The 13,133-nt window shown below is 61.9% G+C and carries 17 protein-coding genes and 2 pseudogenes; 15 read left to right on the top strand and 4 right to left on the bottom strand.

Features of this window, described 5'->3' with window-relative positions; genetic code table 11:
* Positions 1 to 121 precede the first annotated feature (121 nt).
* Both HDC29_RS18130 and HDC29_RS18125 read right to left on the bottom strand, forming a co-directional pair.
* Entirely contained in the window at positions 122 to 712 is a 591-nt protein-coding gene (locus HDC29_RS18130; RefSeq protein WP_179499693.1) for a hypothetical protein, read from the bottom strand.
* A gap of 86 nt (positions 713 to 798) precedes the next feature.
* A complete protein-coding gene (locus HDC29_RS18125; RefSeq protein ID WP_179499630.1) occupies positions 799 to 954 on the bottom strand; it encodes a hypothetical protein in 156 nt (51 codons plus the stop codon).
* 262 nt (positions 955 to 1,216) lie between these two features.
* Here HDC29_RS18125 and HDC29_RS18120 point away from each other — a divergent pair, with 262 nt between their 5' ends.
* The 5 genes and pseudogenes from HDC29_RS18120 to HDC29_RS19340 form a co-directional block, all read left to right on the top strand.
* Positions 1,217 to 1,675 carry a hypothetical protein gene (locus tag HDC29_RS18120; RefSeq protein WP_179499692.1) on the top strand — a complete coding sequence of 153 codons (459 nt, stop codon included), beginning with the start codon at positions 1,217 to 1,219 and terminating at the stop codon, positions 1,673 to 1,675.
* On the top strand, positions 1,668 to 1,973 hold the full coding sequence (locus HDC29_RS18115) for a sigma factor-like helix-turn-helix DNA-binding protein (protein WP_179499691.1): 306 nt from the start codon (positions 1,668 to 1,670) through the stop codon (positions 1,971 to 1,973). Before HDC29_RS18120 ends, HDC29_RS18115 begins: the two co-directional genes overlap by 8 nt.
* A 19-nt stretch (positions 1,974 to 1,992) precedes the next feature.
* Positions 1,993 to 2,385, top strand: a complete 393-nt coding sequence (locus tag HDC29_RS19350; protein WP_179499629.1) for a hypothetical protein — start codon at positions 1,993 to 1,995, stop codon at positions 2,383 to 2,385.
* A 21-nt stretch (positions 2,386 to 2,406) separates the two neighbouring features.
* Positions 2,407 to 2,556, top strand: a complete 150-nt coding sequence (locus tag HDC29_RS19345; RefSeq protein WP_257018376.1) for a hypothetical protein — start codon at positions 2,407 to 2,409, stop codon at positions 2,554 to 2,556.
* A gap of 15 nt (positions 2,557 to 2,571) precedes the next feature.
* Positions 2,572 to 3,489: pseudogene (locus HDC29_RS19340) on the top strand (recombinase family protein); the annotation flags it as partial.
* A gap of 109 nt (positions 3,490 to 3,598) precedes the next feature.
* On the opposite strand, the pseudogene HDC29_RS19335 reads toward HDC29_RS19340, so the two are convergent.
* Positions 3,599 to 4,018, bottom strand: a pseudogene (locus HDC29_RS19335) (tyrosine-type recombinase/integrase); the annotation flags it as partial.
* A 159-nt stretch (positions 4,019 to 4,177) separates the two neighbouring features.
* Here HDC29_RS19335 and HDC29_RS18100 point away from each other — a divergent pair.
* From HDC29_RS18100 to HDC29_RS18060, 9 genes are all read left to right on the top strand, one after another.
* Complete coding sequence (locus HDC29_RS18100; protein ID WP_179499690.1) at positions 4,178 to 5,107, top strand: LysR family transcriptional regulator; 930 nt, start codon at positions 4,178 to 4,180, stop codon at positions 5,105 to 5,107.
* A gap of 150 nt (positions 5,108 to 5,257) precedes the next feature.
* Positions 5,258 to 5,968 carry an SDR family NAD(P)-dependent oxidoreductase gene (locus tag HDC29_RS18095; protein WP_179499689.1) on the top strand — a complete coding sequence of 237 codons (711 nt, stop codon included), beginning with the start codon at positions 5,258 to 5,260 and terminating at the stop codon, positions 5,966 to 5,968.
* A 25-nt stretch (positions 5,969 to 5,993) separates the two neighbouring features.
* Positions 5,994 to 6,230: a 4-oxalocrotonate tautomerase family protein gene (locus HDC29_RS18090; RefSeq protein WP_056369379.1), complete on the top strand. Its 237-nt coding sequence runs from the start codon at positions 5,994 to 5,996 to the stop codon at positions 6,228 to 6,230.
* 141 nt (positions 6,231 to 6,371) lie between these two features.
* Positions 6,372 to 7,274 carry a LysR family transcriptional regulator gene (locus tag HDC29_RS18085; RefSeq protein ID WP_179499688.1) on the top strand — a complete coding sequence of 301 codons (903 nt, stop codon included), beginning with the start codon at positions 6,372 to 6,374 and terminating at the stop codon, positions 7,272 to 7,274.
* A 137-nt stretch (positions 7,275 to 7,411) separates the two neighbouring features.
* The gene (locus HDC29_RS18080) at positions 7,412 to 8,206 is read left to right on the top strand and encodes an SDR family oxidoreductase (protein WP_179499687.1); all 795 of its coding nucleotides are present in this window, start codon (positions 7,412 to 7,414) and stop codon (positions 8,204 to 8,206) included.
* Between the two features lie 27 nt (positions 8,207 to 8,233).
* A complete protein-coding gene (locus HDC29_RS18075) occupies positions 8,234 to 8,644 on the top strand; it encodes an organic hydroperoxide resistance protein (RefSeq protein ID WP_179499686.1) in 411 nt (136 codons plus the stop codon).
* A gap of 96 nt (positions 8,645 to 8,740) precedes the next feature.
* Positions 8,741 to 8,959, top strand: a complete 219-nt coding sequence (locus HDC29_RS18070) for a DUF2798 domain-containing protein (protein ID WP_257018374.1) — start codon at positions 8,741 to 8,743, stop codon at positions 8,957 to 8,959.
* A gap of 1 nt (position 8,960) precedes the next feature.
* Positions 8,961 to 9,398 carry a cupin domain-containing protein gene (locus HDC29_RS18065; protein ID WP_179499684.1) on the top strand — a complete coding sequence of 146 codons (438 nt, stop codon included), beginning with the start codon at positions 8,961 to 8,963 and terminating at the stop codon, positions 9,396 to 9,398.
* Positions 9,395 to 9,862, top strand: a complete 468-nt coding sequence (locus tag HDC29_RS18060) for a DUF6130 family protein (protein WP_218844755.1) — start codon at positions 9,395 to 9,397, stop codon at positions 9,860 to 9,862. The genes HDC29_RS18065 and HDC29_RS18060 overlap by 4 nt, the downstream gene beginning before the upstream one ends.
* A 119-nt stretch (positions 9,863 to 9,981) precedes the next feature.
* Here HDC29_RS18060 and rtcR read toward each other — a convergent pair whose 3' ends face one another.
* Positions 9,982 to 11,571 carry an RNA repair transcriptional activator RtcR gene (rtcR, locus tag HDC29_RS18055; RefSeq protein ID WP_179499683.1) on the bottom strand — a complete coding sequence of 530 codons (1,590 nt, stop codon included), beginning with the start codon at positions 11,569 to 11,571 and terminating at the stop codon, positions 9,982 to 9,984.
* A gap of 320 nt (positions 11,572 to 11,891) precedes the next feature.
* On the opposite strand from rtcR, the gene HDC29_RS18050 reads away from it, so the two are divergent.
* On the top strand, positions 11,892 to 13,118 hold the full coding sequence (locus HDC29_RS18050) for an RtcB family protein (protein ID WP_179499682.1): 1,227 nt from the start codon (positions 11,892 to 11,894) through the stop codon (positions 13,116 to 13,118).
* Positions 13,119 to 13,133 lie beyond the last annotated feature (15 nt).

Here is a 13,133-nt window from a genome sequence, read left to right as displayed (position 1 = left end):
CACTCTCAGCATCGGGTGCGAGGCGGAAACCGCCGACTGCTCGGTCAATGGACAAAGACAAATCCGGCGGTGGCGCAATCCAAGCGAATGCCGCGTTGCAACGTAAGCCCGCAGCTGCAGTTTATTTGGTCAAAGTGCGCCAACTTACGCCAGCGCCAATACTCCCTGCATAATCCTGCCAATGATAGAGGTGTCCGACCAGCCGATCATGATCGAGGATGGTCGGATCGTTATCAGCGCGATCCGTCATGATCTGGAGCCAAGCCTGCTTTAGTTTTTCTACGTCCTCTGCGTCGAGCTCAGGCGCACGGGACGGCTCGTCCTTTTCGAGTGCTTCAGCCTCGAGGCTGATAAGCACAGAAGGCACTGCTAGCGCCTGCGTCTCGACCATTGCCGCCGAAAGAATGCGGGCGCGTTCCTTTCGATCCTCAATACGCCGCAGGAACCACGTGGCCGAGCGCCACGCGGAAATGAAGGGCGTGTTGAACGGACTGTCCGAACCTGGCGCACTGCTCAGTTCCTCGCCAAGGCCGAAGATTGCAGGCATCAGCCGTTCGAAATGTTCGAGCGGAAGTTGATCGACCGCTTCGTCGAAGCGTGCAACCAACGCTGGAAGGGCGCCTCTCGCGCGAAAGCCGTCAATCGCAGCAGCGAGCGCGACGCCGTCGGCGGCAGCGTCGACCAAGTCTGCAAAATCAGATTCCGACACCATTCCATCTGGAATCAGGAGCTGGAAATAGCGGCCGAAAAAACGCGACGTGCATCCGCCCGGCGCAGTCTTCGCCTATCCTAGCCCGCCTATTTGAGCAGCCCCATCTCCCGCTGCTTCTGTTCCAGCCGCTCAACCTCTCGCTCAACAACGTCACGGATAAATGCGGCGCGACGCTGCTTTCCAACGAGATTGTCGATTCGTTTACCCATGCCTTCTGGCAGGCGAACAACCGTAGATTTCACTTTTAGCGGCGGTCTTCCCATAGGATCGACCTAACCGGACCAGTGGGTCGCGCAATCACAACCCTAATAAGAGATATCGCTTATTGCCTTGAAGTTCGGGCTGACGTATATCCGATATCGGTTACTATTACAGCGGGAGATACCCGATGATTGCCAAAACGCAGCCAAGCGATGCGTGACGCTCTCGCGGCGAGAGACGCTCGCCGCCACCTCTCTTCTCCCTGGCGCTCTTTCAAACTTTGCGTCACCGGTGGTTAACCGAATGCCTATCCTCATCGGTCGAACACGGGAGGGCCGAATTCTAAGCCGATCCCGTTATCGAAACGGCGAGAGTTTCTACCTCGCCATTGCGGACTTGCGTTTCCCCGATACAGGCGATCTTCTCTACCAGACCGGCATCGTGGCCCAGATGGCGCTAAGCTCGCATCTGCTGGACATCGGCTTTGATGATAGATGGTGCGCCCGGAACATCGGCCTGCATATCGGCAAGGCACTGGCATATGCCAACGCGACCGGCCTCAACTATCACTCCCCGGAACTGGAGCGGCTGACCCCGGTGCTGTCACCCTATAACGTGTGGCGCAATCCGAGCCTTGACGGGTCACGGCCCCCGGCCTCTGAACTGCTACCTGACATTCCACCGCTGCTCCGTGACTTGCTCGATCATGTACAGGGAGTGACAGGCCACGCTCGCCCCCGGCGGGGGAAGGCTCATGGCTGACGACAACATGGCCGCCCGCTTTGCGCGTACGATCCGTAACCTGCTCGTGCCGCCGCCGATCGTTCCAAGGTTCGATGAAAATGTCGATCCGGAGATCAGGCGAGTCGAGTGGGCCATTGCGCGCCTGCCAAAGCGCACCCGCGATGTGTTCCTTATGCACCGCTTCGATAATCTGGGTTACGACCGCATCGCACATCGACTCGGCATCAGCGAAAAAGCGGTCGAGCGGGAAATGGTCCGGGCGTTATGGACTATTCGCAAGGCAAGGGAAGAACCTGCCCGCGAACTTTCCAAATAGCCGTCTGGCATGGGCGGTAATGACGGTGATTCGCAGACCGAGGCCGAACCGAGGCCCGAAAGCGGCGGCGGCGCCCGCAACCGATCTTTCCTATGGCCTGTCTTTCTTCTCCATCGTTGCACGCGCGCCGCGAAAAGGCGGATTGCTGTTCCATCGCACCATGAACTGCGCGACCGTTGCGGCATGGCCCGCCCCCCCCCCCCCCGGGCGAGCGCCCAGCGCATCCGAGCAGCTTGGAACCCTGCTCGGCAAGCCTTGGCCCGTTCCCGGTCGGCCTCCCAAGCACGACCTCTCGACGTGGCGCGTCGTCAACGACTGGCCCAATCCCGTTCCGGTCACGCTTGCCGAAGTCGAAGTGTTTGAGCGCTGGTTCGGCGACCTTTTCGACGAGCTGTTTTCCTCGCCCCTTTGATCTGACCTTACGGAGACTGCCATGACCGCGCCGCAGACCATCACGGGGGCGCGCGCGGCGCTTCGCGTCTCGACCGCGCGGCAGGCCGAGCATGACGTATCGATCCCCGACCAGCGACGGCAAGGTGAAGGCTGGTGCGCGGCGCGGGGCCTCAAGGTCGTCGACACCTAAGTTGAATCGGGCGCCTCTGCGACGAATGACCGCCGCCCCGAGTTCCAGAGGCTGATCGAGGCGGGGACATCCAAACCGGCGCCGTTCGACCTCGTTGCGGTCCACAGCTTCTCCCGCTTCTTTCGCGATCATTTCGAGCTGGAGTTCTATGTCAGAAAGCTCGCCAAGAATGGCGTGAAGCTCGTCTCCATCACGCAGGAGATGGGCGACGATCCGATGCACGTCATGATGCGCCAGATCATGGCACTGTTCGACGAGTATCAGTCAAAAGAGACCGCCAAGCACGTGCTGCGCGCAATGCGCGAGAATGCGCGGCAAGGCTTCTGGAACAGCTCGCTGCCACCGATCGGCTACCGTGTCGTCGCGGCGGAACAACGCGGCGCGAAGGTCAAGGAGCGGCTGCAGATCGACCCCTTCAATGCGGAGACTGTGCGAACCATCTTCCGGCTCGCCCTAGAGGGCGATGGCGTGTCAGGCTCGATGGGGGTCAAGGCCATTGCCGCGCGGCTCAACGAAAGGTCCATTCGCACCCGCGACGGCGGGCGCTGGGGCCTCGGTGCCGTCCACCAGATACTGACCCGCACGACCTATACCGGACGCCACGAGTTCAATCGGCGCGGCAAGGACAGGAAGCTTAAGCCGAAGTCTGAGGCCGTCGTGGTCGAGGCGCCTCCGATCATCGATCAGGAGACGTTTGACGCGGTGCAGGCACATTTGCAGGCCCGCAACCCCAAGAAGGTGCCGCCTCGCGTCGTGAGCGGCCCTACGCTGCTTACCGGGCTCATCCATTGCGCCAAGTGCGGGGGCGCCATGACCATTCGCACCGGCAAGGGCGGGCAGTATCGCTATTACGCCGGCTCGACCAAGGCGCGGCAAGGACCAACTGCCTGCACGGGCATGACAGTGCCAATGGAGAAGCTGGACGACCTGATAGCAAAGAATTTGGAGGACGAGCTTCTCCGGCCCGATCGGCTGGAGACCATCCTGTCCGCCGTTCTGGACCGGCGGCAGGAACAGACGACGCGCAAGCGCGCCTATGTGGCACGAGACGCGCATATTGCCGCGTGCTCATATGGGCAGAGTGGTCGATGCGGCTGGGGAACGCATAGTCCTCGATCGATCCGCCCCGACGCTCGAGCCACGCCAGCAGGCTCCCTCGCGCGTCCGACATTATTTCGAATTGAACTGGCTTACCCGTCTTCTGCTGAATTACGATTGCCCGCGTTCGCAATTCTCCACCCGTCACTAGATCGCCGATCTTGATTTTCACCAGATCACAGCCCCGCAGTTTGCTGTCGATCGCAAGATCAAACAGCGCCCGGTCTCTAAGTCGGTGCTCGCGATCGAGATGAAAGCGAATGGCCCATATCTGGCGAGGTTTCAGTGGGCGCTTTGTTCCAACCTTCCTGCCGGCATTCCACGCCGGACGGGGCATCGAATAGTCAAATTCTGACCTTCCCATGATCGTTCTCCTGAGGCCAACATGGCCACGGACGAAACGCTTCAAATTCTCGGTCGCAGGCATTTTTCTGCCGTGGTCTGGCACGCTGGATGGCCAACGCTCGACCAATCCGCGCGCCGCATGTAGCATCAAACTTTCAAAGCTGTTTTCGGATGGGCGATGGACCGCATCGATGCGATGAAGATATTTGTGACGGCGGTCGACGAGGGCAGCCTCGCGGGCGCAGCGCGTCGCCTCCGCCGTTCGCCGACCGCAATCAGTCGCGCGATCGCGTCGCTGGAGGCCCATGTCGGCGCCGAACTGCTCCACCGCACGACCCGCAGCATCCGCTTAAGCGACACAGGCCAGCACTATGCGGCATCGTGCCGCCGCATTCTCGCCGAGCTCGAGGAGGCCGATCTTCTCGCCGGGGGCGAGCGTGCGGCACCGCGCGGGCTGCTGACGCTCACCGCGCCGCCCATCAGTGGTGAGGAAATATTGCGTACCATCCTCGACGATTTTCTCGATGCCTATCCACTGGTCACGGCGCGCCTGCTTCTGGTGGACCGGTCGGTCAACCTGATCGACGAAGGCGTCGATATCGCGCTCCGGGTCGCGGAGCTGCCCGATTCATCGCTGCTCGCAACGCGAGTCGGCGACGGGGTGCGCCGGGTCATCGTTGCCGCGCCGCATTATCTGGCACAGCATCCGCCGATCGAAGCGCCCGGCGACATCGTCGGACACCAGATCATTTCGCTGACCCATTTTGGGCTGGAATCCTGGGCCTTCTCCGCCACCGGCAAATCCGGCGCCGCGCGGACCGTTCACTTCGCGCCCCGCCTCATCGTCAACAGCGTGCGCGCGGCGGTCGCGTCGGCGGTGGCCGGGGGCGGGTTGACCCGAGTCTATTCCTATCATGTCGCGCAAGAAGTGAGGGCGGGGCGTTTGCAGGTCGTGCTCGCCGACGCCGAGCCGCCGGTCCAGCCGGCGCACCTGCTGACGCCCGCCGGGCGCCAAGCCGTACCGAAAGTCCGCGCCTTCATCGATTTTGCCGCACCGCGGCTGCGTACCGCGTTCAACCGGTTGGCTCTCGACGCTAGCAAGCTCTAGGCTATTATGCCGTTAATCGGCATGATGTCTGTCAATCTGTCTAGATTATCACGGAAAACGACCTGCCCTAGATAGGTCCTGTCGACGCGGATTGCGCCGGCCGGACCAATGAAATTTGGCCCGCATTCATCCGAAGAAAGGTCAAATATCATGAGCAATGGAAAGAAAGTCGTCGTCATCACCGGCGCATCACAGGGGATCGGCGCGGCCCTCGTCAGCGCCTATCTCGATCGCAACTATCGCGTCGTCGCGACGTCGCGCTCGATCCAGCCCTCGAACAATCCCGATATCCTGACGATCGCCGGCGACATCGGCGATCCCGAAACCGGGCCGCGCGTGATCGCCGCAGCGATCGAAAAATTCGGGCGCGTCGATACGCTGGTCAACAACGCCGGCATTTTCCTCGCCGGTCCGTTCACCGATTACAGCGCACAGCAATATGCCGATGTCGTCTCGACCAACATCAACGGATTCTATTACATCACCCAGGCGGCCATCGCGGCGATGGAAAAGCTTGGCCGCGGCCATGTCGTCAGCATTACGACGAGCCTCGTCGATCATGCCCTGTCGCAGGTGCCGTCAGTGCTCGCTTCACTGTCAAAGGGCGGCATCAACGCCGCGAGCAAGAGCTTGGCGATCGAATATGCGACGCGTGGTATCCGCGTGAATGCCGTATCGCCGGGCGTGATCAAGACGCCGATGCACACCCCCGAAACCCACGACTTCCTGTCGGCGCTGCACCCTGTCGGCCGGATGGGCGATATTTCGGACATCGTCGAGGCCGTGCTGTATCTTGAAAGCGCCGGTTTCGTGACGGGCGAAATCCTCCATGTCGATGGCGGCCAGTCAGCCGGCCACTGATCCGGCGAGAGCGAGGAGACAGATCATGCCGATCGTAACCGTACAAGTCACCAAGGAGGGCACCGAAGCCGGTGTCGATCATGTAACCCCCGAGCAGAAAGCCGCTATCTATAAGGGAATGAGCCAGGTTCTGTTCGATGTGCTCAAGAAGCCCCCCGAATGGACCTGGGTGATCTTCCAGGAAGTCGAGATGGAGGACTGGGGCTGGGGCGGAATGCCCGTCGCAGAATATCGAAAGAAGCTCGCTGGTCCCCCGGGCTGAGTCTCGTCAACGCACCCCCGAAAACACCCGCCATTGATCGCCGATGGCGGGTGTTTGTTTGCGACGCGAGCGGCAATTGCTTGCAGCTGTGACGACCGGGCAAATTCCGCTATTCAGCGTGCGGGCAAGAGAGGGAGACAGATGGATCGTCTTGACGCCATGCGGGTGATTCTGGCGGTCGTCGACGCGGGCAGCCTGTCCGCGGGGAGCCGCAAGCTGAATGCGCCGCTCCCCAGCGTCAGCCGCAAGGTCGCCGAACTCGAGCGGCATCTCGGCACCAACCTCCTCGTCCGCACCAGCCGCAACATCCAGCTCACCGATGCCGGGCGCGATTATGTCGATTCCGCGCGGCGGATCCTTGCCGATCTCGACGAGGCCGAACGGCGCGCATCGGGCGAATATAACACCCCGCGCGGCGAACTGACGGTCACCATGCCGGTCGAATTCGGCGCGCGTCATGTGATGCCGATCGCGCTGTCGTTCATGGCCGAATATCCCGAAGTCACCCTGAACCTCATCGCCTCCGACCGGCGCACCCATATGGTCGATGAACATATCGACGTCGCCATCCGCCTCGGCCATCTGGCCGACAGTGCGCTCTATGCGGTCAAGACAGGCGACTTTCGCCTGATCACATGTGCCAGTCCCGACTATCTCAAGCGGCGCGGAACACCGACCGACCCGCGCGACCTTCCCGGGCACGACGGCATCCTCTTCGGCACCCGGCAAATGTTCTGGACCTACCGCGTCGACGGCGAGGAGATGGTCTGCGTGCCGCGGACGCGGATCGCCGTCAACAGCGCCGCGGGAAATCTCGCGGCGGCGCTCGGCGGGGTCGGGATTGCGCGCCTCTTCGACTATCAGCTGTCGGGACAGATCCAGTCGGGGGCGCTCGTGCGCGTGCTTCCCGACTGTGACAGCGAGCCGCGCCCCGTCCATATCGTTTATCCGCGCCAGGGGTTGCTGCCGCTGAAGGTCAGGGCTTTCATCGATTGGGCGACCCCGCGACTGCGCGCCGCATGTGCGGGGTTCGACTGCCCCTGACCCGGCCCTTGCTGCAATTGAGAGGCTGGCTCTCGCTTTCGCCCGCTACCGGCATTTTCCCGCCCGACTAAATCGCTCTGGTCCGCCCCGTCCATCTCGGCTGGTCGGCATCCGTCCCTATTCGGAAAGGAAGAGCGATGAACGAAACAAAGGGCACTGCCCTCATCACCGGCGCGTCGAGCGGTATCGGCGCGCTATACGCCGATCGCCTGGCACGCCAAGGCTATGACCTGATCCTCGTTGCCCGAAGCGCCGACAAGCTCGAACGGGTGGCGAAAGCGATCCGCGACGCCACGGGCCGCCAGATCGACACGCTGCCCGCCGACCTTGCGAACGCGGGCGATCTTCGGCTGATCGAAGCGCGGCTCGCGAACGAGCGCAGCATCACCCTGCTGGTCAATAACGCCGGCATCGGATCGACCGCTCGCGCCCTCGACGCCGACGTCGATACGATGAGCGCGATGGTGTCGCTCAATGTCGAGGCGCTGATGCGGCTGACCTATGCGGTCATACCTGCCTTCGTGGCGCGGGGCCGCGGCACGATCGTCAACATCGCCTCGATCGTCGCGGTCGCCCCCGAGGTGCTCAACGGCGTTTATGGCGGGTCCAAGGCCTTCGTGCTCGCCTTCAGCCAGAACCTGCGTCACGAACTCGACGGCACCGGGGTCCATGTACAGGTCGTCCTGCCCGGCGCGACCGCGACCGATTTCTGGGACATCGCGGGCACGCCCGTCGAGCATCTGCCCCGCGAGATCGTCATGCGCGCCGATCAGCTCGTCGATGCCGCGCTGACCGGCCTCGCGCGCGGCGAATTTGCGACCATCCCCAGTCTTCACGACGAATCCCGCTGGGCCGCCTTCGAGGCAGCCCGGCAGGCCATGGCGGGCGAATTGTCCACCAGCACCCTCGCGGCCCGATACCTGGCCGCTTGATCCCCGAAGCCTAGCAGGAGTAAAACCATGTCACAGAATATCGTATATACCGGAAAAACGCACACCACCGGCGGCCGCGACGGCGCATCGCGCAGCTCGGACGGCGAACTCGATATCGCGCTGTCGCCGCCCGGATCGAACCGCACCGGCACCAACCCCGAACAGCTGTTCGCGGCCGGCTGGTCGGCCTGCTTCCTCGGCGCGATTGGCAAGGCTGCCAGCGAACACAAATTGCGGCTGCCTGCCGACGCCGCCATCGACGCCGAAGTCGATCTTGCGCTCGACGACGGGGGCTTTTCGCTGATCGCGCGCCTCAACGTCAGCCTGCCTGGCATCGACCGCGAAACCGCCGAAACGCTGACCGCCCGCGCGCACGAGATCTGCCCTTATTCGAAGGCGACGCGCGGCAATATCGCGGTCGACATCAACATCGCCTGACCCACCCAAAACCGTCGCGCCTGTCGCCATGACATGGCGCGACGGTTTTTGCCGCCAAACTGCGGATGAATAAGGACCTCGATCATGAACATCCAAATGAAACGCAAGATCGCCTTCGCCCTCCTGATGGGAGTCGTGACCACGGGAATTATTTCCTTCACGCTCCTCGCGCTCAATCTCGGTTTTTCGACTGGCTTTGTCAGGACATGGCTGCGGTCCTGGGCGATCGCCTATGTCATCGTCATTCCCGCGATTCTTCTGATCGGCCCGCGTTTGCAGGCCCGGATCGACCGGGTCATCGGCAAGGAGGCTTAAGGTGAAGCACGCAATCTCAAATCTGTTAGCCGCCATCCTGTTGACGGCTGGCACGGCATCCGCTGCAACGCCCACGCCCTCAGGCGTCACGCGCACCGACCTGCAGCGGCACGACCTGTCGATCGCGGGCCGCGAAACCGTGCAGGCGCGCATCGACATTGCCCCGGGAGCGGTGGCACCGTGGCATCGCCATCCGGGCGAGGAAGTCATCTACGTCATCGAGGGAACGCTCGAATATCAGCTCGAGGGTCAACCGCCAGTCACCGTCGCGGCCGGCCAGGTTCTTTTCGTTCCCGCGGGCGTTGCCCATATGGCGCGCAATCGCACCGCCAGCAACGGCGCCGAACTTGCGACCTATATCGTCGAAAAAGGCAAGCCGCTGCTCGTTCCTGCCGAGGTGTCAACGGGCGAATCCGAAACGCAGGAGAAATTGCGATGATTCGCTCCGCGCTTTATGCCGTGCTCGGTTCGATGTTGGCCACGACCGCAGTCGCGCAGCCGATTGACACCAGTCGCGAAGCTTCACAATTCGTCCCGATTAGCAACGAACCGCCTGCCGAGCTGTTCGTCGATGCGCCGCTTGCCGGTCCGCTTGCGCGGGGAGCAGTCATCATTCCCTACCGGACGAAGCATTTTCGGATCCTACCGATCTTTGGAGCAAGCGCCGTGGACGTCTCGCCACGCGCCGGACATCTTCACGTCAGCGTTGACGATCTGCCTTGGCGGTGGGCGGACGCCGGTAACAATGGCGCTGTCGTCGTGAACGGACTGCCTGCCGGCCCCCATAAAATTACGATCGAGCTGGCGACGCCCGAGCACAAGGTTCTGACTGGCAAATCCGTGTCCTTCATCGTGCCAGACTTGACGAAAGCTACCGCGATTGAACCGTCACACGATCATTAATGTAGGATTGGCCGTTAGAAGCCTGTCGGCTTTGCGGCCGAGTATTCGGATAGCCGACATTCTTAGGCGCATCGGGGAGATGTCGTGTTGATCTCACTTTCGGGCGGCGCTCCACGCATCTACTTGCCCGTAACGGTGATCCAATCGAGATCGAACCGTGCAAGATATTTGCGCAGTCGGTCGGCGTCATTTGTCGATGCGCGCTGCTCCCGGGAGGCGGCGAACAATTGCCGCCCCGCAGCGGAAAGGCTACCGCAGCTACGGCAGATACCAACGACATAGGCAAGCTGGACGCGGTCGAACGGATCGATTTGGGCTAGCTGATCGGACGACAATAGACCCTCGAGCCCATCCCCCACCTTCTTGTCGCCGGCCCAAAGCGAATGAAGCCGGGACGTTTCCAGCGCGACGGTGTCGACATCGATGCGCCCTGTCTGGCTCAGCGTTGCCATGCGCGTAACGCTGGCGGCGAGGTCCCGAAAATTGCCGCGCCAGCGTGATCCAGGATTTTCGGCGAAGCGCAGATAGCGATCGCGGGCTTCCTTGTTGAAGGTCACCCGCGTTCCCTCGCGCTCCGCAAATCGCTCGAGTTCATAGTCGAGGTTGGGGGCGATATCCTCTCGGCGCTCCGCCAGCCCCGGAAGGCTGAATGTCCACAGGTTGAGGCGCGCAAACAGATCCTCGCGGAAACGCCCTGCGGCCACCTCGTCGACGAGGTCACGATTGGTGCCGGCAATGAGCTGAAATGCGCTCGCGGCTTCCTTGTCAGAGCCTACCGGTAGGAACAGCCCGTCTTCGATCGCCCGCAGGATCATCGCCTGCTCATCGAGGCCGAGCTCGCCGATTTCGTCGAGGAAGAGCACGCCCTTGTCGGCGGTCTTGAGCAGCCCAGGACGATCCTGGACCGCGCCGGTGAAAGCACCTTTGCGGTGCCCGAACAGCGCCGACATTGCGCTATCGCCCTTAAGGGTCGCGCAGTTCACCTCGACGAAAGCGCCGCCGATCTGGTGCCGCAGTTTCTTGAGCTCATAGATTTTGCGCGCGAGCTGGCTTTTGCCCGCGCCCGTTGGACCCATGAGGAGGATCGGCGCACGGCTGCGCACTGCGACTTGCTCGATCTCGTCGATCATGCGGTTGAAGGCAGCGTTGCGGGTCTCGATGCCGTTTTTGAGAAAGCTCGCGCTTTCGGCGCTCGCCTCCGCAAAGCGCGTCGCTATGCTGTCGTAGCGCGAGAGGTCGAGATCGATGGCGCCCCACGTCCCCACTGGCTGCGGCACACCCCGTTGCGGTTGGGTCTGGAGTAGCCTGCCGGGCAAGTAGCGCGCCTCAGTCAGCAGGAAGAGACAGATCTGCGCAACGTGTGTCCCGGTTGTAATGTGGATCAGATAATCCTGATTGTCGGGATCGAATGGAAAGCTGCGCGCGAAGTCGAGGAGTTTTCCATAGACCTCTTCGAAATCCCAAGGGTCGTCAAAGTCCAGGACATGCGGCGCTACTTCAGTCTCGGGGGACACATCCCGGATATCATCGGCGACATATTCAGCGAGGCGGCGGTGATGGGTGCCGTGCAGCATGACAAAGCGATCGACGCGCAGATTTTCCTGCATGCAGATGCTGACCGTCGGCCGCCACTTGTTCCAACGGGAGGGGCCGAACTTGGCGGCGTCGAGTGTCGAGCCAAGGAAGCCGATGACGGTGAGCGGTTTCATAAATAAATATTATACAGAAATATAAATGACGATACAGATATCTCTCACCTTGGCGAAGGCGCAGCGGCGATGCCGGAATTCGCAGTCAAAGAAATTGTTATATAACAATGGAATGTAGCGAATATGCGCGTGGCGATTCCACTTGGCACGGCTTCTGCAATCATATGGGTGTCGGGGTTCACGTCTCCCGACAGGACGAAGCGATGGGGCGGCCGGAATAGGCTGGCCGCCCCAGAACGCATTTGAGCCGATGTGAAGAATATTCGGCGATGCTCGCATCAACGCGTAGCTTGCCGCAAAGAGAAAGCAGGAGGTCAGCCATGACCCAGACGACCTATGAAGTGCTGAATGTCGAGGGCGGAAGCCCGGTGAAGATGTGGACCCGCGGTGTCCCCGTCGAGGACATGGCGCGTGCGCAGCTGCGCAAGGCGGCGCAGATGCCGTTCGTCTTTAAGCATGTCGCCGCGATGCCCGATGTCCATGTCGGCATCGGCGCGACGGTCGGGTCGGTCATCCCGACCAAAGGCGCGGTGATCCCGGCAGCGGTAGGCGTCGACATCGGTTGCGGCATGATGGCGGCGCGCACAACGCTGATGGCGCACGATCTGCCCGACAATCTGGAAGCAATCCGTTCGGCAATTGAGGCCGCGGTGCCGCACGGCCGCTCGGTCGGTCGCGGTCGGCGCGACCATGGTTCGTGGGGCGATCCCCCGCAGGCCATCGTCGATGCCTGGGCGACGCTCGCCGAGCGTTTCGGTCATATCGTGGCCAAGCATCCACGGCTGAAGAACACCAACAATCTTACGCATCTGGGGACGCTCGGAACGGGCAACCATTTCATAGAGCTGTGCCTCGACCAGGATGCGCGCGTGTGGGTGATGCTGCATTCGGGGTCGCGAGGCGTCGGCAATGCGATCGGCACCTACTTCATCGAACTGGCGAAGAAGGACATGCGCAAGTGGTTCATCAACCTGCCCGATGAAGATCTCGCCTATTTTCCGGAAGGGACGGACCATTTCGACGAATATGTCGAAGCGGTGGGTTGGGCGCAGGACTTTGCAGCGCTGAACCGGCGCATGATGATGGCGAACGTTATTGCTGCACTTCGGCAGCGGATCGCGAAGCCTTTCGAGGCCGAAGCCGAGGCGGTGAACTGCCATCACAATTATATGACGCGCGAGAACCATTTCGGGGAGAATGTGCTCGTCACCCGCAAGGGGGCGGTGCGTGCAGCCAAGGGCACTATGGGAATCATTCCGGGTTCGATGGGCGCGAAATCGTTCATCGTGCGCGGGCTCGGAAACCCGGAGTCGTTCGACAGCTGCAGCCATGGCGCTGGCCGCGTCATGAGCCGCACCGCGGCGAAGAAGCTCGTCACCCTCGACGAGCATATCGCCGACACCGCAGGCGTCGAATGCCGCAAGGACGAAGGCGTGATCGATGAGACCCCCCGGGCCTACAAGCCAATCGAGGCGGTAATGGCGGCGCAGGCCGACCTCGTCGAGATCGTCCATACGCTGAAGCAGGTAGTGTGCGTGAAGGGGTGACCCTCCACGCCGCCC

It is taken from the genome of Sphingopyxis sp. JAI108 (assembly GCF_013410105.1).
Lineage (GTDB): Bacteria > Pseudomonadota > Alphaproteobacteria > Sphingomonadales > Sphingomonadaceae > Sphingopyxis > Sphingopyxis chilensis.
This window is presented reverse-complemented; position numbering and strand designations above follow the sequence as displayed.